This is a genomic window from Exiguobacterium sp. s11 (assembly GCF_018619015.1).
GTDB lineage: Bacteria > Bacillota > Bacilli > Exiguobacteriales > Exiguobacteriaceae > Exiguobacterium_A > Exiguobacterium_A indicum.
In genome coordinates, this window is record NZ_JACSNF010000001.1 from 433,239 (window position 1) to 451,107 (window position 17,869).

At 48.5% G+C, this 17,869-nt stretch carries 17 protein-coding genes; 2 read left to right on the forward strand and 15 right to left on the reverse strand.

The window, feature by feature from the left end; all coding sequences use genetic code 11:
• Nucleotides 1-33: 33 nt before the first annotated feature.
• On the reverse strand, nt 34-2,649 hold the full coding sequence (locus tag KNQ12_RS02580; RefSeq protein WP_214746232.1) for a PBP1A family penicillin-binding protein: 2,616 nt from the start codon (nt 2,647-2,649) through the stop codon (nt 34-36).
• A 20-nt stretch (nt 2,650-2,669) separates the two neighbouring features.
• The gene (gene recU, locus KNQ12_RS02585) at nt 2,670-3,296 is read right to left on the reverse strand and encodes a Holliday junction resolvase RecU (RefSeq protein WP_035396916.1); all 627 of its coding nucleotides are present in this window, start codon (nt 3,294-3,296) and stop codon (nt 2,670-2,672) included.
• A gap of 74 nt (nt 3,297-3,370) precedes the next feature.
• On the opposite strand from recU, the gene KNQ12_RS02590 reads away from it, so the two are divergent.
• On the forward strand, nt 3,371-3,673 hold the full coding sequence (locus tag KNQ12_RS02590; protein ID WP_023468613.1) for a DUF1798 family protein: 303 nt from the start codon (nt 3,371-3,373) through the stop codon (nt 3,671-3,673).
• Nucleotides 3,674-3,848: 175 nt separating this feature from the next.
• Entirely contained in the window at nt 3,849-4,763 is a 915-nt protein-coding gene (locus KNQ12_RS02595; protein ID WP_023468614.1) for a DUF3800 domain-containing protein, read from the forward strand.
• Between the two features lie 41 nt (nt 4,764-4,804).
• Here the strand turns inward: KNQ12_RS02595 and nth are convergent, their stop codons facing one another.
• From nth to bshA, 13 genes are all read right to left on the reverse strand, one after another.
• Complete coding sequence (gene nth / locus KNQ12_RS02600) at nt 4,805-5,461, reverse strand: endonuclease III (RefSeq protein WP_023468615.1); 657 nt, start codon at nt 5,459-5,461, stop codon at nt 4,805-4,807.
• A 4-nt stretch (nt 5,462-5,465) separates the two neighbouring features.
• Complete coding sequence (locus KNQ12_RS02605) at nt 5,466-6,044, reverse strand: DnaD domain-containing protein (protein ID WP_023468616.1); 579 nt, start codon at nt 6,042-6,044, stop codon at nt 5,466-5,468.
• Nucleotides 6,045-6,119: 75 nt separating this feature from the next.
• The gene (asnS, locus tag KNQ12_RS02610) at nt 6,120-7,409 is read right to left on the reverse strand and encodes an asparagine--tRNA ligase (RefSeq protein ID WP_174316766.1); all 1,290 of its coding nucleotides are present in this window, start codon (nt 7,407-7,409) and stop codon (nt 6,120-6,122) included.
• 29 nt (nt 7,410-7,438) lie between these two features.
• A complete protein-coding gene (locus KNQ12_RS02615; protein WP_214746235.1) occupies nt 7,439-8,620 on the reverse strand; it encodes a pyridoxal phosphate-dependent aminotransferase in 1,182 nt (393 codons plus the stop codon).
• A 14-nt stretch (nt 8,621-8,634) separates the two neighbouring features.
• Nucleotides 8,635-9,102 carry a hypothetical protein gene (locus KNQ12_RS02620; RefSeq protein WP_023468619.1) on the reverse strand — a complete coding sequence of 156 codons (468 nt, stop codon included), beginning with the start codon at nt 9,100-9,102 and terminating at the stop codon, nt 8,635-8,637.
• Nucleotides 9,099-9,269, reverse strand: a complete 171-nt coding sequence (locus tag KNQ12_RS02625; RefSeq protein ID WP_012370646.1) for a YpmA family protein — start codon at nt 9,267-9,269, stop codon at nt 9,099-9,101. The genes KNQ12_RS02620 and KNQ12_RS02625 overlap by 4 nt, the downstream gene beginning before the upstream one ends.
• Before the next feature lie 62 nt (nt 9,270-9,331).
• Nucleotides 9,332-12,145, reverse strand: a complete 2,814-nt coding sequence (gene dinG, locus KNQ12_RS02630) for an ATP-dependent DNA helicase DinG (protein ID WP_214746237.1) — start codon at nt 12,143-12,145, stop codon at nt 9,332-9,334.
• 105 nt (nt 12,146-12,250) lie between these two features.
• Nucleotides 12,251-12,634, reverse strand: a complete 384-nt coding sequence (panD, locus tag KNQ12_RS02635) for an aspartate 1-decarboxylase (protein ID WP_029341994.1) — start codon at nt 12,632-12,634, stop codon at nt 12,251-12,253.
• 2 nt (nt 12,635-12,636) lie between these two features.
• Nucleotides 12,637-13,467 (reverse strand): pantoate--beta-alanine ligase, encoded by an 831-nt coding sequence (gene panC, locus KNQ12_RS02640; protein WP_214746240.1) that lies wholly within the window; start codon nt 13,465-13,467, stop codon nt 12,637-12,639.
• Nucleotides 13,464-14,303 carry a 3-methyl-2-oxobutanoate hydroxymethyltransferase gene (panB, locus tag KNQ12_RS02645; protein ID WP_214746243.1) on the reverse strand — a complete coding sequence of 280 codons (840 nt, stop codon included), beginning with the start codon at nt 14,301-14,303 and terminating at the stop codon, nt 13,464-13,466. Before panB ends, panC begins: the two co-directional genes overlap by 4 nt.
• A 248-nt stretch (nt 14,304-14,551) precedes the next feature.
• The gene (locus KNQ12_RS02650) at nt 14,552-15,523 is read right to left on the reverse strand and encodes a biotin--[acetyl-CoA-carboxylase] ligase (RefSeq protein ID WP_058264832.1); all 972 of its coding nucleotides are present in this window, start codon (nt 15,521-15,523) and stop codon (nt 14,552-14,554) included.
• Complete coding sequence (locus KNQ12_RS02655; RefSeq protein WP_251055699.1) at nt 15,493-16,626, reverse strand: CCA tRNA nucleotidyltransferase; 1,134 nt, start codon at nt 16,624-16,626, stop codon at nt 15,493-15,495. Before KNQ12_RS02655 ends, KNQ12_RS02650 begins: the two co-directional genes overlap by 31 nt.
• Nucleotides 16,613-17,755 (reverse strand): N-acetyl-alpha-D-glucosaminyl L-malate synthase BshA, encoded by a 1,143-nt coding sequence (gene bshA / locus KNQ12_RS02660; RefSeq protein ID WP_023468626.1) that lies wholly within the window; start codon nt 17,753-17,755, stop codon nt 16,613-16,615. Before bshA ends, KNQ12_RS02655 begins: the two co-directional genes overlap by 14 nt.
• Nucleotides 17,756-17,869 lie beyond the last annotated feature (114 nt).

Consider the following 17,869-nt stretch of genomic DNA (forward strand, 5'->3'; position numbering starts at 1 on the left):
GGTCTTGTCTACTTTACAAGTGACGCTCCTTAATTAATCTTCAGAGTCGTCTCCACTATTATTCGAATTATTGTTGTTTCGTTCCGCTGGTACATTTGAGTTACTTTGAGCATTCGCCCCATCATTCGATGACGGTTCATCCGTCGTCGGCTCGTCCGTTGATGGTTCATCCGTCGTCGGCTCGTCAGTTGATGGTTCATCCGTCGTCGACTCGTCCGTTGATGGTTCATCCGTCGTCGGCTCATCCGTTGATGGTTCATCCGTCGTCGGCTCATCCGTTGATGGTTCATCCGTCGTCGGTTCATCCGTCGTCGGTTCGTCCGTTGTCGGTTCTTCTGCTTCAGGATCCGTGACCGTTACTGTCGTCGAAACCGGACCTGATTTTTCTCCAGAAGCCTTCGCGACGACTTGGAATGTCGAGCGACCTGGCTTCAATCCACTGATCGCAATTCGATTCGTCGAGCTCGTTCCGACTGTCGATGATTGACCATCAGCATCCGTCATTGTCACTTCAAACGAGACATCGTCATACCCATTGGCACGAAGCGCAGCATCATTATAGTTCCAAGTCAGTTCACCGCTCTTTGTGTCTTCATCGTAAGATGCTTGTAATCCAGTCGGAGCGGGTACCGTCTTTTTTTCAACGACAGGTTCCTTCGTCCCTTTCACGTACAATTCGTTTCCGATACTGAGGACAGAACTAGGTTGTTCAAATGGTGCCGGCGTACGATCACGTGTCTTCGTGATGAAATCTTTCCAGATTTGTTGCGCCATCGTACTGTTATACGGACCACTGAGCCCTGCACCATTGTTATTGCCGGACTTCGTAGTTCCTGTCCATACACTGATTGAAACGTCTGATGTGTATCCAGCAAACCAGACATCCTTGTAAGCATTCGTCGTCCCAGTTTTTCCAGCTGCGTCAAACGATAATCCAGCGCTTGGGAACGTACCGCCTGGTTTCAAGACATCACGCAACATGTCCGTCAACATATACGCCGTGTAGTCTTCCATTGCTTTTTTCGATTTGACTGGTGATTTGATTTTTGATCCATCACTGTATTCAATCGATTTGATCAGGTGCGGTTTGATATATTCGCCACCGTTTCCGAGTGTCGCATAAGCCCCAGCCATTTGAGTCGTATTGAAACCATGCTTCATCCCACCAATCGCATAAGCTGGTGAAATCGACTCATCGTCTTCTAATTTCAAACCTGATTTTTCAGCGAATGCTTGAACTGGGTCACCACCGATTTCTTGATACGTTTGGATGGCCGGTGTGTTCGCTGAAATTTTTAACCAGTGGCGTATCGTATTCGTGCCACGGTATCCATCATAATAGTTACCAATCTCTTTTCCATTGACTTCTGTTGGTTTATCCGTCAATTGCTTCGCAGTCGACCATTTATCGTTCTCGATCGCTGGACCATACGCGAAGAATGGTTTTGCGGACGATCCCGGTTGGTGCGGTTCATTTGCGTAGTTTCGTCTCGCTGTTCCCTTACCCGGATTTTTTCCGTCTACGACAGCTAAAATCTCACCCGTTTGTGTATTCACTGCCGAAGCAGCTGTCTCTGCATATTCAGGCATTTTAACGATTTGGTCTTTTTTGATGGCTTCGTTCATATAATCGTGCATCGGTTTATCGATCGATGTATAGATTTTTAAACCTTGACCATAGATGTCTTTTCCTTCCAAGCCAAAATCATCTTCTAACTCTTTTGATACCATATCGAAGATGACACTATCGTAAGATTCATCCTTTGTTGACTTCGGTGCCGGATTGATCAATTTTGAGATTGGCTGCTTCACTGCTTTATCCCGTTGTGCTTCTGTAATGACGCCTGTCGTCTGCATCGCATTGAGTACTTGCGTCTGACGCCATTTCGTTAACTTCGGATCTCCTTTAATTGGATCGTATGCCGTCGGACGCTGTGGGAGTCCTGCGAGCATCGCGGCTTCCGCATAATTCAATTTATTTACAGGCTTATTGAAGTATGCTTTTGAAGCGGTTTGGATGCCAAATGAATTTTGACCATAGTAGTTTTTGTTCAAGTACATCTCTAAAATTTGATCTTTTGTATAGTCCTGTTCTAAACGAATCGCGAGCCATTGCTCTTGGACTTTCCGTGTAATCGTCTTATCAAAAGTCAGGAACGACTGTTTGACGACCTGTTGCGTGATTGTCGAAGCCCCTTCAGAACCAAATCCGTCCGTCACGTTCGCGATGATGGCTCCGCCAAGACGACGGAAATCGATTCCATTGTGCTGATAGAAACGACGGTCCTCAATCGAAATGAATGCGTCCTTGACGACTTCAGGGACTTCATCAATCGAGACGTATTCCCGACTCGTTCCACCTTTCGTAATTTCCTTCTTATTACTTGCGTAAATTTTTAGCGGCAAAGCATCACGTAATTCTGCTTCATCCAGCTCAGGAGCAGTAGCTACGGCATATGCTGCAAAACCGCCACCAATCAGCATCATTAAGATGAATAGACCGGTAGCAATCAGTAATAACTTTTTCCAAAGTGGACCTTTCCCACCGGAACCTCCACCTGACTTTTTCTTTTGGGGACGTTTCGTCCGTTTCATCTTTTTCTCAGATGACTTCGTCTCTTCACGACGTGCGACACGACTTCTTTCCATATGCTATCCTTCTCCTTCAATCAAAAAGTGTCTGAATTGAAATATAGTTCGTCCACTGCCTTTAAATAATCGATGGCAGGGTACGCGCCAGTCTCGACTTTGATACCGTCTCGTTCAATGACCGTCAGCGGAATAGATTTTCGTCCGCTTTCTAGCTGATCCCACCAGGGGAACACGTGCTCGACTGAAAGCACATATTGCACATTATACAGACTGAAACGAATGATGACAAAACAAATTCCTCCATGTTCGACACATTGGCGCATGTGTGCGATTTGATGGGGGTGAAAATTTTTTATCGGGAAGGATGTTTTATTCGTCGTCTCCTTCGCTTCGAAATCAATATATTTTCCGCGATAAACACCGTTATAGTCCGTCGTCGACGGTTGCTTGAAATAGGCTTCCTTGACGACCGCTGCCGACCGTTTTGGATAATCGACTTGGACGATTTGTAACGGAGTGGGTTTCTTGTGAATGATTGCCCGATTATGGGTCAGGTAAAACGTATTACTTTCATTCAATAATTTTTCGAGCGTCATCCCTCGATTCGAAAAGGTCGAATCGGTTGATCGCGCCTTCTTGATTCGGGTTCCATGCGACTCGAGTGGCTTTTGAAATTTTTTCCCGTTCGGGTAATTCAAAACGATTCCCCTCCTATCGCGTTTATTGTACCATGATATGTGATTGTACCGTATCGGCCGAGAGGAGTAGTTAAAAACCAATGACAATTGAACCGTTATTACAAGAGATTGAACGTATTTATCAAGAAGGACGTGCCGGAACCGAATATGACTTCAATCGTGACGTCGTACCGTTCGTTGAACGAGCGGATCAACTGATTGCACAGTGGCAAACGAATGCCCAGGATAGTCCTTACTTACGACCTAGCATGGTCGAAAGCGCCGTGGATCAACTAAAGCAAATTTCCGTTCAAGCATTTCAGCCAAAAACGAGTCTGAAACGCTTCAATGAAACGATTAAATCCGTTCGTTATATCGATCGCTTGATGAATGGTGAAGAATAACGATTAAAAAACAGGAATTATCTTCCTTAAGTCGAACACCTAATCATACGAGAGAATGTTTCTACGGTTTCACTTATCAGGCTATAGCTTTTCAGCCGCCTAGCGTGTAAAGTGGCATCAAGAGCATTTCTTTCGAAAAGACTGTGTAATTATTGTGCAATTGGAGGAGATTCATTTGAACAAACGGGTACAATCGAACGTCAAAGGCGTTGACGTCAAAGGATTTCCTAAGAATTCAACCCCTGCCCCGAAGAAATACATCATGTTCGTCGATGAAACTGGGACACCGAAAGGGAATACACAATTCAACTTAACGGGTGTCTTGATGGAATATAAATATGCCATCGATTCGGATGAGACCGGTGAACCAAGTCCGCTTCGTCAACGTTTGATGGATTTTAAGGCAAAAGTTTTTGAAGATCCACATATTCCGCTTCATTTGAAGGAGATTTTAAAAGCGGAGCATCCGTACGGTAAAGAAGATGGCATCACGATCGATATGTTACGACATTTCTGGATCGCCTTGCCGGAATTTTTAGTTGATATTGATTGTACGATCGTCAGCGTCGAAGTCGATAAACAGAAGCTACAAGACTTCTTCTCGACACCGAAGGATCCGTATGTCGTTGCCTTCGCTCATTTGATGAAGTCGTTTTATTCCTTCCTCGACGAGACAGAAGCAACGAGTGCGCGTGTTGTTCTTGAAAGCCGTGATGATTATCAAAACTTGCTCATTCAAAAGGCGTTCTTCGATATCTTCAATTCGGGAACGGTCCATCTCGACGTCGAAAAAAGTCGTCAAAAAATCAAAGGCTTCATCTTTGCTGAAAAAGACAGCGACCTCTACCAATCTGGTCTTGAGATTGCCGACTTGGTCTGCTTACCTTTATCTCGCGTTCGTCGTGGTGTCATCGAGGTAAAACCCCGGTTTGTCCATTATGGGGACGAAAACCGGATTTTTAAAGCCATCAAAGATAAGATTTACATTCGCCGTGATAGTCCGGACCAAGATTTCCGAAACTGGGGATTCAAAAAAGTACCGATCACGAAAAAGCGTCGTGAATGGTCCGATACTCCTTGGAATGGATGATATGCAAAAAAAAGTAGATCCGGTATCGGATCCACTTTTTTTTATGGTGTAGCTAGTCCTTTTGTCCGCTTTTTCCCCTCTCGACACATGTCGAGTAACGGGCACGCTTCACAGTTCGGACGTTGTGCCTTGCAGTGATAACGTCCAAAGAAGATGAATTGGTGATGAAGCTTTGACCAACGCTCCCGTTTGAAGCGACGCATCAGTGTCGCTTCAACCTGCGTGACATTATCCTTCCAGCGACAGATCCCGAGGCGCTTCGAAACACGTTCGACATGCGTATCAACCGCAAATGCCGGTACATCGAAAGCGACAGACAAGACGACGTTCGCCGTCTTGCGTCCAACGCCAGGTAAGGCTTCGAGCCCGGCGCGTTCCGTCGGGACTTCTCCGTCGTGTTGCGCAAGGAGTTGTGCCGCAAGCGCTTTGATGTTTTTGGCTTTATTTCGGTACAATCCCAGTCGTTTGATTTTATCCTCGATTTCCTCAACGGGTGCCGCAGCAAGCGAAGCAGGATCCGGATACGCTGCGAACAACCCAGGCGTCACCTGATTGACAAGTACGTCGGTCGCTTGTGCACTGAGTGCAACCGCTACGACCAGCTCAAACGGGTTGCGATGAATCAACTCACAAAATGCATCCGGAAACATCTCTTCTAACGTTGCTTCAATCCGATCGATTTCTGCCTTTCGTAACATCTCCTTAACCTCCCCGCCCTGCGAGATCCTCAAGCGTCTTGATTCCTTCACGTTCCCATGTCCGCAGAATTTGATTGATATAGGTCATTTTGCGGACATTATGATAGACTGCTTCTCGAAGTGCGGCAAGCACTAGCTCTTCCGAAATGTTCTCGATCGTCAACCACTGAATGATCTGCTCCATCTGAAACGGTGACATCATCCCGAGTTCCCGTTCGAATTGTTGGAAGACGGACGGGTTGATCGTATCAAAGTTCGGTGCTTCCTGTTCCGGTGGTGCCATCAGCTTTTCGTAAAGCGGAACAAGCGAATAACGTTCAGACCCATTGACGTTCTCCATTGCCAATAATCCTTTTTGTAATAAACCGAGTGTCGTCTCGATTGTTTCCGTCTCGGATAGTCCAAGTCGATTACTTAACTCTTCCGGTGACGGCATCTCCATACCTTCTGCCCGGCAAGCAAACAGTTGACCAATCAATGTGAACTCGACAAAACTGATGCCTAACCGTTTTGCCTCGGTGAACAATCGTTTCGGTAAGACGACCGTCCCTTCCTCGAATAATTGCACTAAATTATGATTCATCGTATTTCCTCGATTCTCTAGTCTAAACAAGAAATCGACCCGTCGAGACGATGGGTCGATGTTTTTCCTTACTGCTTATGGATAGAGGCGGTTTAGCAAGCGTGGGAACGGAATTGTTTCCCGAACGTGCTCGACACCTGTGATCCAAGCGACTGTCCGCTCTAAACCAAGACCGAAGCCACTGTGTGGAACAGAACCGTATTGGCGTGTTTCGAGATACCATTTATAAGCACCTGTCTCGTCAAGACCATGTTTCTTCATCTCAGCGAGGAGTTTTTCGTGATCTTCTTCACGTTGTGAACCACCGACGATTTCCCCGTATCCTTCAGGGGCAATCAAATCATCACACAAGACGAAGTCTGGGTTTTCCGGATCTTCTTTCATGTAGAACGGTTTGATTGCTTTTGGCCAATGCGTGATGAAGACAGGACGTGCGAAGCTGTTTGCGATTGCTGTCTCGTGTGGTGCACCAAAGTCATCGCCGAATTCGATATCATCGAATCCTTGCTCCTTGAGCATATCGATTGCTTCCGTGTACTTGACGCGCGGGAACGGTGCTTTAATGTTTTCAAGGACCGTCAAGTCACGTCCAAGCAACTCAAGTTCTGCACGACAGTTTTTCAGTGCTGATTGCACAAGGTGCGAAACATAGTTTTCTTGGACTTCGAGGTTCATCTCGTGATCGTGGAATGCCATCTCAGGCTCCATCATCCAGAATTCGATCAAGTGACGACGTGTTTTTGATTTTTCAGCACGGAACGTTGGACCGAACGAGAAGACCTTTCCAAGTGCCATTGCTGCCGCTTCCATGTAAAGCTGACCCGATTGTGAAAGATACGCATCTTCATCGAAATATTTCGTATGGAACAATTCTGTTGTTCCTTCTGGTGCGCTACCTGTCAAGATTGGCGGATCCACTTTGATGAATCCTTCTTGGTTAAAGAATTCGTACGTCGCACGAATCAATTCGTTTCGAACGACCATGACCGCATGCTGGCGCTTTGAACGCAACCAGAGGTGACGGTTATCCATTAAGAAGTCCGTTCCGTGTGCTTTTGGTGTGATCGGATAATCGATTGCTTCATGGATGACTTCGATTTTTGAAATTTCCATTTCATGACCGATCGCTGTCCGACCGCCATCTGATTTGATGACACCTGTCACCCATAGTGATGATTCCTGCGTTAAGCCTTTTGCTTGTTTGAATAAGTCTTCGCCGACTGTTTCTTTGACGACGACACCCTGCATGAATCCAGAGCCATCCCGAAGTTGGAGGAAGGCGATCTTACCGCTTGAGCGTTTGTTTGCTAACCAACACCCGATCGTCACTTCTTCTCCTACATATTTGTTTACATCCCGAATCATTGCTTTCAACAGTCAACATCCTCTCTCTATTAAACGGCTGTATGTGCCGTGATGAATCCTTCAATCCGGTCGAGTGCCTCTAGGACACGTGCCGGATCCGTCGCGTAAGATAGGCGGACATAGTCCGGTGCACCAAATCCTGAACCTGGAATCAAGGCGACCTTCGCTTCAGATAAAACAGCTGTACACCAGTCATCGACATTATCGAATCCACACATCTCGGCAGCTTGCTTTGCATGTGGGAACAAGTAGAATGCCCCTTCCGGCTTCAGACACGTTAATCCTTCGATCTCGATGAGTCGTGCATAGATTTTTTCAAGTCGTTCTTCAAAGATGACACGCATCGCTTCGACCGGTGCATCGCCTTTTGCATACGCAGCAACCGATGCTGCTTGCGCAATCGATGTTGGGTTCGACGTCGAATGGCTCGCTAAGTTCGTCATCGCTGAGATGATCTCTTTCGGTCCGATTGCATACCCGATCCGCCAGCCTGTCATCGCATGGGACTTCGAGACACCATTGATGATGACCGTCCGTTCGCGCATCTCTGGCAAGGACGCGATCGAAATATGTGTCGCACCGTTATAGAGCAACTTTTCATAAATCTCGTCACTGATGACGAGTAGATCGTGCTTGATCGCAACATCTGCTACCATCTCGAGCTCTTCTTTCGAATAGACCATTCCTGTCGGATTCGATGGTGAGTTCAAGACGAGTGCTTTCGTTTTTGGGGTAATGTGTTGCTCGAGCAATTCCCGTGTCACTTTGAAGCGAGACGATTCGTCCGTTTCTAAAATGACCGGTATGCCGTCACTGAGTTTAATTTGCTCTGGATAACTGACCCAGTATGGTGCTGGGACGATGACTTCATCGCCTGGATCGAGAATCGCTTGGAACAACGTTGATAGTGCATGCTTTGCGCCTGAAGCGACCATGACTTCCGAGCGTTCGTATGGCATCCATAAGTCACGGCGTGTCTTTTCGATGATCGCATCCTTTAAGGCAACCGTTCCGCCAGACGGCGTATACTTCGTATCGCCCGCTTCTGCTGCCTCGAATGCTGCTTGGATGATGAATTCCGGTGTATTGAAGTCGGGCTCTCCCGCACCTAAACCGATGATGTCTTGACCTTCTTCACGTAGTGCCTTGGCTTTCGCTGTGATGGCTAGCGTCGTAGATGGTGTCAATTGTCGTACGCGTTTCGATAACATGTCGCCCACTCCCTTTACTTGATTCGTAATCGCTTGATGAAAGAACCTTCTTGATACGTGTAATACGAATAATCATAGCCTGTCGTCGTCTTTGAAACGATCTCGATGACGGCACGATCCTCAAAGCCGTACTTAGCAGACACGATGTCTCCTAGTTCCGGATGATCCGCGATGACCGTTTTGATGGCAATACCATCAGCAACTGGTCGTGTCTCAATCGTTCCTTTTTTCGGAACGAACGCCCGTACCGCCTGTCCATTCTGCTTCATCGTAAAAACGACATATTGACGTTTCCCGTTAAAGACTGATTCGAACCGGACGTCCGTTGGTTTGAGTTCTTTTTTCAGACGCGCCTCTGCTTGTTCGGCGACGCTCTGTTCCCGGTCTTTTGCCTCAGCGATCGTCACCTGATAAACGGCGGTGCCAAGTACAGTCAAAAGGATGAGTGCACTTAGCAGACCAAGCGTGATTTTCCACTTCATGTGCGGTAGATGGTAAAGACCATCTGCTCCTTGTCTTTTTCATCGAGAGCAAGACCGAACATTAAATCTTCCGTTTTCAGTGTCCGATTCAACAAGTCGACGATTTTATACGTATCGTCATGGCGGTTCACTTTGACGGTCGCAAGTGTTTCAATTTTTGAATCCATCTGTATGTCCTCCCTCATTTTTCTCTATCTATTATAATGCGATAGGGTTTATCTGAATAGACTTAATCGCCATCATTCAAGAACAATTCTAGTTCTGCCGTCAGTTCATCAAGCGGTTTTGATAAAACAGGCACTTTCGGCAGACTCGTGACGAACCGTTTTCCATAACGCGTCGTCTCAATCCGGCGATCAAGTACGAAGACGACACCTCGGTCGTTCGTCGTCCGGATCAAGCGACCAAAGCCTTGCTTAAAGCGAATGATCGCTTGCGGTAAGCTGTATTCGAAAAATGATGATTTCCCGAGTTTTTCGATCCGTTCCGAGCGTGCCTGGACGATCGGTTGATCCGGTGGCGCGAACGGTAGTCGGACGATGACGAGACAACTGAGATCATCTCCTGGGATATCGACCCCTTCCCAAAAGCTAGCCGTCCCGAACAAGATACAGGCGTCGAGTTGCTTGAACTGTTTCATCAGTCGTTGCCGTGAACCTTGCGTGACCCCTTGCGAGAGTAACGTAAACCGTTCAGGTAACAGTGGTTTCGTCGCTTCATGCGTCAGTCTTAGCAAGTCATTTGAGGTAAACAAGACGAGCATCCGTCCTTCCGTCACCTCTGCGATTTGTAAGATGGCTTCCGCAATCGTCTCTGCGAATTCCGGCAATGGTACATCCTGTAGGAGCGGGAGATCCGTCGGAATCATCAATCGCACGTTATCGGCATATCCGAACGGCGACGGAACGACGAAACGACGTGTCTCGAACGCATCGAGCCCTAAACGGTTCTCAATGAACTGGAACTTGTTCGAGACAGTCAGCGTCGCAGACGTCAGGATACACGTCCGTTTCGAAAAGACATCGCGTCGCAGTCGCTCTGAAATGTCGATTGGTTGTGTGTAGACCCGTGTTAGTTTCCGGTTCTTAACAGACGTCTCGATCCAAGATACCGTCTCATCGTGCGGGGCAAGCATCGTCTCGAAGATGGCGAGCTCCGCTTCTTCGATTTGTGACGTGATCGCTTTTAAATCCGCGACGAGTGAACGTTCGCGATAACTCATCTGCTCCCGGTGTTCATGGAACAGTTTATGAATCGCCCGGATTGCTTGACGCAAACGCCGCAACACCAATTCAACCCGCTTGGCACTTTCCTGGACGGCACGCATCGAACGGTCGAGTCGCTTGAAGCGAATGCTGACCATTCCTTCCCGTCGTGTTTTGCGGGAAGTCAGTTCGAGCCCGTATGCTTGAATAATCATCAATAGACCGTCCGCCTCTTCGAGCAACGTCGTCAGTGCCTCATCGACCGTCTCACTATGGGCTTCGACCATCTCGGCGATGTCCCATTCTTCCGAAAGATCGAGCAAGCGGTGTAATAATTTTTTATCGGACGAATACCCGAGTTGTCGGAACAGACGATCAAACGTATGTCCATCAAAGACGAGACCAAAATGATGGCTCGCGACCTCTTCGATTTGATGTGCCTCGTCAAGAATCAACGGACTTCCTTTCGGTAAGACCCCTGCTTCGAACTGCAGATCACTAAACAACAAGGCATGGTTCGTGACGATGATCGTTGCATCCTTTGCTTGGCGAATCGCATGTTGGAAGAAGTCCCGGCTGTACCACGGGTCAAACCGCCCGAGTTGCGATTGGCTATCAGACTGGATCAACTGTTTGATCCCGATATTGCCTTGCGCTGCACCGCCTGGTAAGCTGACTTCTTCTAAATCTCCCGTTTCCGTCTCCGTCAACCAGACGAGTAGAATTGCTTTTGCGAGCGTGAAGTTATAAGCATCCTCTTGATCATTCAAGAAAAATTCGAATTTCCGTAAATCAATATAGTTACTCCGTCCCTTAAGCAATGCAATCTGGACCGGCGCATCGAACAGTTGACGCAAGAGCGGTAAATCACGCGCGAATAGTTGCTCCTGCAATTGAATCGTGTGCGTACTGACGACGATCGGGACTTCATGTTCAAGTGCGTAATGCGCTGCCGGAACAAGATAACCGAGCGATTTTCCTGTTCCTGTTCCCGCTTCGACGAGTAACGGTGTTTCTTGATCGAGCGATTGATAGACATGACGCATCATCTCGAGCTGCCCACGTCGCTCTTCATATCCTTCGAATAGATGAGGGAACGTAACGGTGTTCAATTCATCAACGAATGGTCCGAACGGTTCAAGAACGGGCGGATGCGTTAAGCGTTCGATCGTCTGGCGCTTTTTCAAAGCGATTTTACGGAAACGATCAAACTGTGAATCTTCCTCGATGCCGACTAAACGAATCGCATGGTCGATTTCCTCTTCGATGGCACTGAACAGGCGTGGTGATAAACGTCTTAAGTGCTTCAATGTCTCAAGCGGCAACGTATGTAGTCGTTTGAGTAGTTCAAGCAACAATTCAGCCGTCGCCGAAGCGTCACTCCCTGCCCGGTGCGCCTCTTGATGGGCAAGTTGTAATGACTCTGACAGATGCGACAGCGCGTGGCTTTCTGCTGTCGGAAGTAAGATTCGTGCGAGTTCGACCGTATCGATGACAGGACCTGTGTACGGCAAGTATCCTTCCTCTTCTAACGCATCGTTTAAGAAGTTTAAATCGAACTGCACATTATGTGCGACGAAGACACCACCGTCGAGCAATGATAAGACACGCGGTGCGATGACATCGAATGTCTCGGCCTCTTTGACATCCTCATCCGTGATGCCCGTCAACTGGGAAATGAATGGAGGAATCGGTTGGGTCGGACGCACGAAGGCAGACAATTGTTCTGTCAACTGTCCATCTTCAATGACCGCCATGCCGATCTCAATCATCTCATCGCCAGCCTTTATGGAATGACCTGTCGTTTCCAGGTCGACTACGACGTACTTTTTCTTCAACACTGATCCTCCACCTTTTATCCATCCTCTCCATGACCGGATGGCATTTCATTCTTCATCTTAACAAAAAAAGAGACCCGCTGACATGATCGGGTCTCTAAAATTTCATAAGATCGTGTGGGCGATTTCTTGAGACAACATTTGTTTGATGTCGTTCTGTTCATTTAGAACAGCCACTTTTGGAACATGTGTCGCGATTTCTTCCGTCGATAGTTGCGCGTACGCCATGATGATGACCTCATCCCCGACTTGGAAATGGCGTGCTGCCGCACCGTTCAAACAGATGACACCTGAACCACGAGCACCTTTAATCGCATACGTTTCAATCCGTGCACCGTTCTGATTGTTCGTCACTTGGACTTTTTCATTTTCAAGAATCCCGACAGCATCGAGTAAATCCTCATCGATCGTAATCGAACCAACATAGTGTAAGTTCGCCTCGGTGACCCGGGCCTTGTGTAGTTTAGCGTGCATGAATGTGCGTAACATCGTCATGCTCCTCTCGTATATAGTAAATTATCGATCAAGCGTGCCGATGCAAACTGCACGGCGACTGCTAAGAGAATCGTAGTCGTTTGTTCAGTGACGGGTCTTAGTGACGGGTAGTCGACGGCTTCGACGTAATCGATTGTCGTCCCTTCGAATCGAAGTGCTTCGCGCGTCCGCTCGAGAACCGTTTCAACAGGCACCCCTTGATCGAGTGCTTGTTTCGCTTGTTGCAACGCCTGCTGAATTCCTGGTGCTTGCGCCCGCTCCGTTTCCGAAAGATAGACATTGCGTGACGATTTTGCTAGACCATCCGCTTCGCGAATGATCGGGCAACGGACGATCTCAACCGGAACGAAGTAATCAGCGACATACGCTTCAATCAATGCGAGCTGTTGTGCGTCCTTTAAGCCGAAATAAGCACGGGTTGGACGGACGACGTTCAATAGTTTGCTGACGACCGTCAACACACCATCAAAATGTCCTGGTCGTGATGCGCCGCATAAGACATCATCACCGGAGCGGACCGTAACACGGGCCATATCCAGCGGATACATCGTCTCGTTCGTCGGATAGAACAGATAATCGACCCCTTCTGCCTCTGCGATTTTCTGATCGCGTTCCGCGTCTCGTGGATAACGATCCAAATCTTCGTTTGGTCCGAATTGTGTCGGGTTGACGAAAATACTCAAGACGACGACATTATTCTCTTGTCGTGCTTGTTTGAGCAAGGAGGCATGCCCTTCGTGCAAGAATCCCATCGTCGGTACAAAACCGATTGAACCGGCTCCCGCTAAACATTCGCGTAACGTCTGGACGTCCTGAATGATCTTCATTCCTTAGTCCCTCCATAAAGCGCACCAATCAATTCTTCGTCCATCTGGAACGAGTGTGCTAGTTCAGGGAAGGTGCCGGCTTTGACGTCTTTGACGTAAGCAGCAATCGCTTCCGTTCCTGAAGTATTCCAATCCGTGTAGGCTTTGACGAACTTCGGTAAACGACCGACACCATACGTCAAGATGTCATGATAGACAAGTACTTGACCGGCGACGTCTGCACCGGCACCGATTCCGATGACCGGAATCGAGAGGAGCTCTTGAATGCGTTTCGCGAGCGGATGCGGCACACATTCGAGGACGAGCATCTTCGCTCCGGCACGCTCTGCTTCCAAACTGTCTGCAATCAGTTGTTCGGCTGCTTCTAATGATTTCCCTTGGACTTTGAATCCTTCAAGGACACCAACGGATTGTGGTGTTAATCCGAGATGCGCGACGCAAGGCATCCCAGCGTCCGTCAAACGACGAATCGTCTTTAAGATCTCCCCTGCCCCTTCCAGCTTCAAGGCATCTGCCTGCGATTCTTGGAAGATACGCGCCGCTGATTCAAGCGTGCGATCAAATGAACCATGATAACTTGCGAACGGCATATCGACGATCATGAACGTCTGTGGTGCGCCGCGGCGTACCGCGCGCGCATGATGAATCATGTCGTCGACCGTGACGGCAATCGTCGAATCATAGCCGAGGATGACGTTCCCGAGGGAATCGCCGACGAGCAACATATCAACTCCTGCTGCTTCCGATAGTTTTGCTGAAGGATAATCATACGCCGTCAACATGACGAGCTTCTCTCCAGCTTGTTGTTTTTTGAGTAATGGACCCATTGTGTGCATCGTGTTCTCTCCTTACGTGTGTAGGGAGGACAAAAGGAAAACGCCTTCTTCTCCAAAATAAATGCATGCGGAAAAGAAGGCGGAATAATTGAATATCGTCCTTCTGTCCCTGTCCGTTAAGATCAAGGCAGTTGAAACAGCTAAAACTGGCACCTGACAATTCGGTATGGTTCCGGCAAGCGGATACCATCCGTGGCTTTATTATACATGACGGGAAAAGCTCTCTGCAAACCGTCTGATTCAAACCTTTATTCTTTTTCCCAGTAAATCAGCTCTGCCGAATGGAAACGGGTTTCCCCCGTTTCCGTCTCAATCCGAATCGTGCCCGTCTCGTCAATACCGAGCAATGTTCCGGAAGCGGTCATCTGACGTGTCCGTAGCGTCACTCGTTCATGTAAGCGATCTGCGAGTGTTTCCCACTCGGAGACGAAAGATCCGAATCCTAGCTCGAGCCACTGCGTGTATAGTTGTTCAAATCGATTCAAAAACGTCGCGACGACCTCCGCACGTCGGAAAGTTCTTCCTGATTCTCGGACGAGCGAGGTAGCACGGTCTTTGATCCCTTCCGGAAACTGCTCGTGATGCACATTGATGCCGATGCCAATGATGACTGAACTGATCCGATCCGCCTCGGTCTGCATTTCCGTCAAGATGCCTGCCACCTTACGACCGTTGATCAAGATGTCGTTCGGCCATTTAATCGTAACTGGAACATCGAATGTCCGGAGAGACTGGGCAAGTGCAATACCTGCTACGAGCGTTAATTGACCTGCTTGGTGCATCGGTACATCTGGTCGGACGAGTAGACTCATCGCGATGCCTTCATTTTTCGCCTCATGCCACGTTCTCCCTAGCTGTCCGCGTCCGTTCGTCTGGTGATCGCATACGACGAGTGTTCCTTCCTGTGCTTGCTGTTGCGCTTGCTCATGTGCAATCCGCTGCGTCGTGTCCAGTTCTTCGAAATGAAGGATGTGGCGACCAAGGCGCGCTGTCGTTAACCATTGTTCAATCGCAATCGGCGTCAGCAAATCGCCTTCATCGACTAATTGATAGCCTTGTTTTTTATTGGAGATGATCTGGTATCCTTCTTCCTTCAAGGTTTGCATATGTTTCCAAATAGCGGTACGTGAAATATTTAGTGTCTCTGCTAATTCCTGTCCGGAGTACCACGTTCGCTGACGAAGTGCGATCAAGATTTGTTCTCGGACTGAGTGCGCCATCGCTCTACCTCCTTCAATAATGTCACGCGGTCGTTTAGGCAAGCGCGCGTGACGACACTGTATTCCAAATGCAAAAGTGCTTCTTTGATCTGTTGTTTTTGAAGACCGAGGCGGATCATGTCTTTTCCGTCGACAGCGAGCTCTTTACGACTGCGAATCGGTAAGTCTGATCGCTCTGGATAATCCGTTCCGGTCATTTCCCGAAGGATCATCAGTTCCTCGTCCGACAATCGATAACGATCCCAGTCTTGTAACGGTCGGTGTAACAGAGGTGTTAAACGCGTTGCGAGCTGCACTTGATGTTTCGATCGTTTCCAGCGCGTCAATCGATCTTTCGCGAGACCGGCATCGAGTACGAGTGTCCAGACGGCATCCTTTGAAACACCCTGAAACGACTGCTGCGCGAGTCCTTTGACGATTTCTGAAGTCATGCCGGGAAGGTAGCGTTCGATTCCTGTCCGGAGCATCGCCTGTAACGCCCGCTGTTTTCCAGGACCAAGTAAGAGCTTCTCGAACTCGATCGCGATCCGTTCAATCGCAACGGACGCTAGATGCGGAGCGAGTTTAACGATTGCTTGTTCAGTTGCCTCGTCAAGCGAGAAATCCAGTTGGCTCATGAAGCGGAACGCCCGCATCATCCGAAGCGCATCTTCATTAAAACGTTCGGCTGGTTCGCCGACCGTCCGGATGATTCGCTCTTCGATGTCACGCGCTCCTCCGAACAGATCGACGCGACCCGTTGGTCTGAGTGCCATCGCGTTGATCGTAAAGTCACGCCGTGTTAAATCCTCTTCTAAACTAACGCCAAGCGTCACCGCATCCGGTCGCCGGCGATCGCTGTACGTTGCTTCTGAGCGGAACGTCGTGATCTCGAACGGCACGTGGTTGAGAACGACCGTCACGGTTCCATGCTCGAGTCCTGTCGGAATGACAACAGGGAATAAATCGATGATCTGTTCCGGTAACATCGAGCTCGCTAAATCATAGTCTCCTGGTGTCCGGTCGAGCAACATATCACGAACGGCACCACCGACGATATACGCTTCACCACCGGCCTCCTCGATCGTCTGAATGATATGATGTGCGCCTTCAAGCAAGTTCATGACGCGCACACACCCGTTCATAGACTTGTTCATAACGACGAACAATCTCATTCGAATCAAAACGACGACGCGTATCGCGAATGCCCTCTTCTGCCATTCGTTCCCGTAACATCGGATCATCCGCGAGTTCACCGATTCGTGCCGCAGCCATTTTGACATCGTAGGTCGGAACGATATATCCGGTTACGCCGTCTTGTATGACTTCCGGTAAGCCACCTGCTGTCGAGACGACACTCGGGACACCAATTGCCATCGCCTCAAGAACGACGAGCCCGAACGCTTCTTTTTCAGACAACAGGACATGAATATCACTAATGGCGAGCAATTGCGCGACGTGTTCCTGTTTACCGGCAAAGATCACTTTGTCATAAATGCCGAGTTCCTTTGCGCGACGTCTCGTTTGTCCCATCTCTGGACCATCCCCGACGAGCAACAGACGCATCTTCCGGTCTTTCGCTGCAATGGCGAACGCCGCAAGCGTATCATCGATTCGTTTGACCGGTCGGAAGTTCGAGATGTGAATGACGACGACTTCGTCCGCTTCGATGCCGTAATGCCGCTTCAAGCGTTCATCCCGCATCGGATAATAGACACTCTCATCAATCGAGTTCGCAATGACATCGATGTCGTAGTGTGCGTTGAGCGTCGCATTCGTCTCAATCGCTAGACTCTCGGAGACGGCCGTGACCGCGTCTGATCGTTCGATGCCGTACCGGATTGCCGGTTGCATCTCTAAATCTTGCCCGATGACGGTGATGTCCGTTCCGTGTAACGTCGTCACGACGGCGACACCTTTTTTCTTTGCCATGTTTCGTCCGAGATCTGCACAGACCGCGTGCGGAACAGCGTAATGGGCATGGATGACATCGAGATCGAATAAATCAATGATTTCTGCGACTTTTGACGCTAACGTAATGTCGTATGGTGGATATTTAAAAACGGAATACTGATTGACTTCAACCAAGTGGACCGTGATGTTTGGCCGATATTCCGTCAGGCGAAACGGCATGCTCGATGTAATGAAGTGGACATCATGTCCACGATCCGCTAATTTCATACCAAGCTCCGTCGCGACGACCCCACTCCCGCCGACGGATGGATAACAAAGAATCCCAATTGCTTTTTTCATGATAAAACCACACTCTCTTTATGACTTCTATTCGTCTCTATTCTAAGCAATATCAATCGGAATGACCATACTGATCACTTTTCGACTGATTTTTATAGGAAAAGCTAGTCTTTT

Bases quoted from the DNA above. Each gene is read 5' to 3' on its own strand.
- panD (WP_029341994.1), bottom strand. From the start codon at position 12,634: ATGTTACGCACATTCATGCACGCTAAACTACACAAGGCCCGGGTCACC.
- KNQ12_RS02655 (WP_251055699.1), bottom strand. From the start codon at position 16,626: ATGAACTTGCTTGAAGGCGCACATCATATCATTCAGACGATCGAGGAG.
- asnS (WP_174316766.1), bottom strand. From the start codon at position 7,409: ATGATTCGGGATGTAAACAAATATGTAGGAGAAGAAGTGACGATCGGG.
- KNQ12_RS02580 (WP_214746232.1), bottom strand. From the start codon at position 2,649: ATGGAAAGAAGTCGTGTCGCACGTCGTGAAGAGACGAAGTCATCTGAG.
- KNQ12_RS02650 (WP_058264832.1), bottom strand. From the start codon at position 15,523: ATGGCGCACTCAGTCCGAGAACAAATCTTGATCGCACTTCGTCAGCGA.
- KNQ12_RS02590 (WP_023468613.1), top strand. From the start codon at position 3,371: ATGACAATTGAACCGTTATTACAAGAGATTGAACGTATTTATCAAGAA.
- panB (WP_214746243.1), bottom strand. From the start codon at position 14,303: ATGCACACAATGGGTCCATTACTCAAAAAACAACAAGCTGGAGAGAAG.
- KNQ12_RS02615 (WP_214746235.1), bottom strand. From the start codon at position 8,620: ATGTTATCGAAACGCGTACGACAATTGACACCATCTACGACGCTAGCC.
- panC (WP_214746240.1), bottom strand. From the start codon at position 13,467: ATGAAGATCATTCAGGACGTCCAGACGTTACGCGAATGTTTAGCGGGA.
- bshA (WP_023468626.1), bottom strand. From the start codon at position 17,755: ATGAAAAAAGCAATTGGGATTCTTTGTTATCCATCCGTCGGCGGGAGT.
- KNQ12_RS02605 (WP_023468616.1), bottom strand. From the start codon at position 6,044: ATGAATCATAATTTAGTGCAATTATTCGAGGAAGGGACGGTCGTCTTA.
- KNQ12_RS02620 (WP_023468619.1), bottom strand. From the start codon at position 9,102: ATGAAGTGGAAAATCACGCTTGGTCTGCTAAGTGCACTCATCCTTTTG.
- KNQ12_RS02625 (WP_012370646.1), bottom strand. From the start codon at position 9,269: ATGGATTCAAAAATTGAAACACTTGCGACCGTCAAAGTGAACCGCCAT.
- nth (WP_023468615.1), bottom strand. From the start codon at position 5,461: ATGTTACGAAAGGCAGAAATCGATCGGATTGAAGCAACGTTAGAAGAG.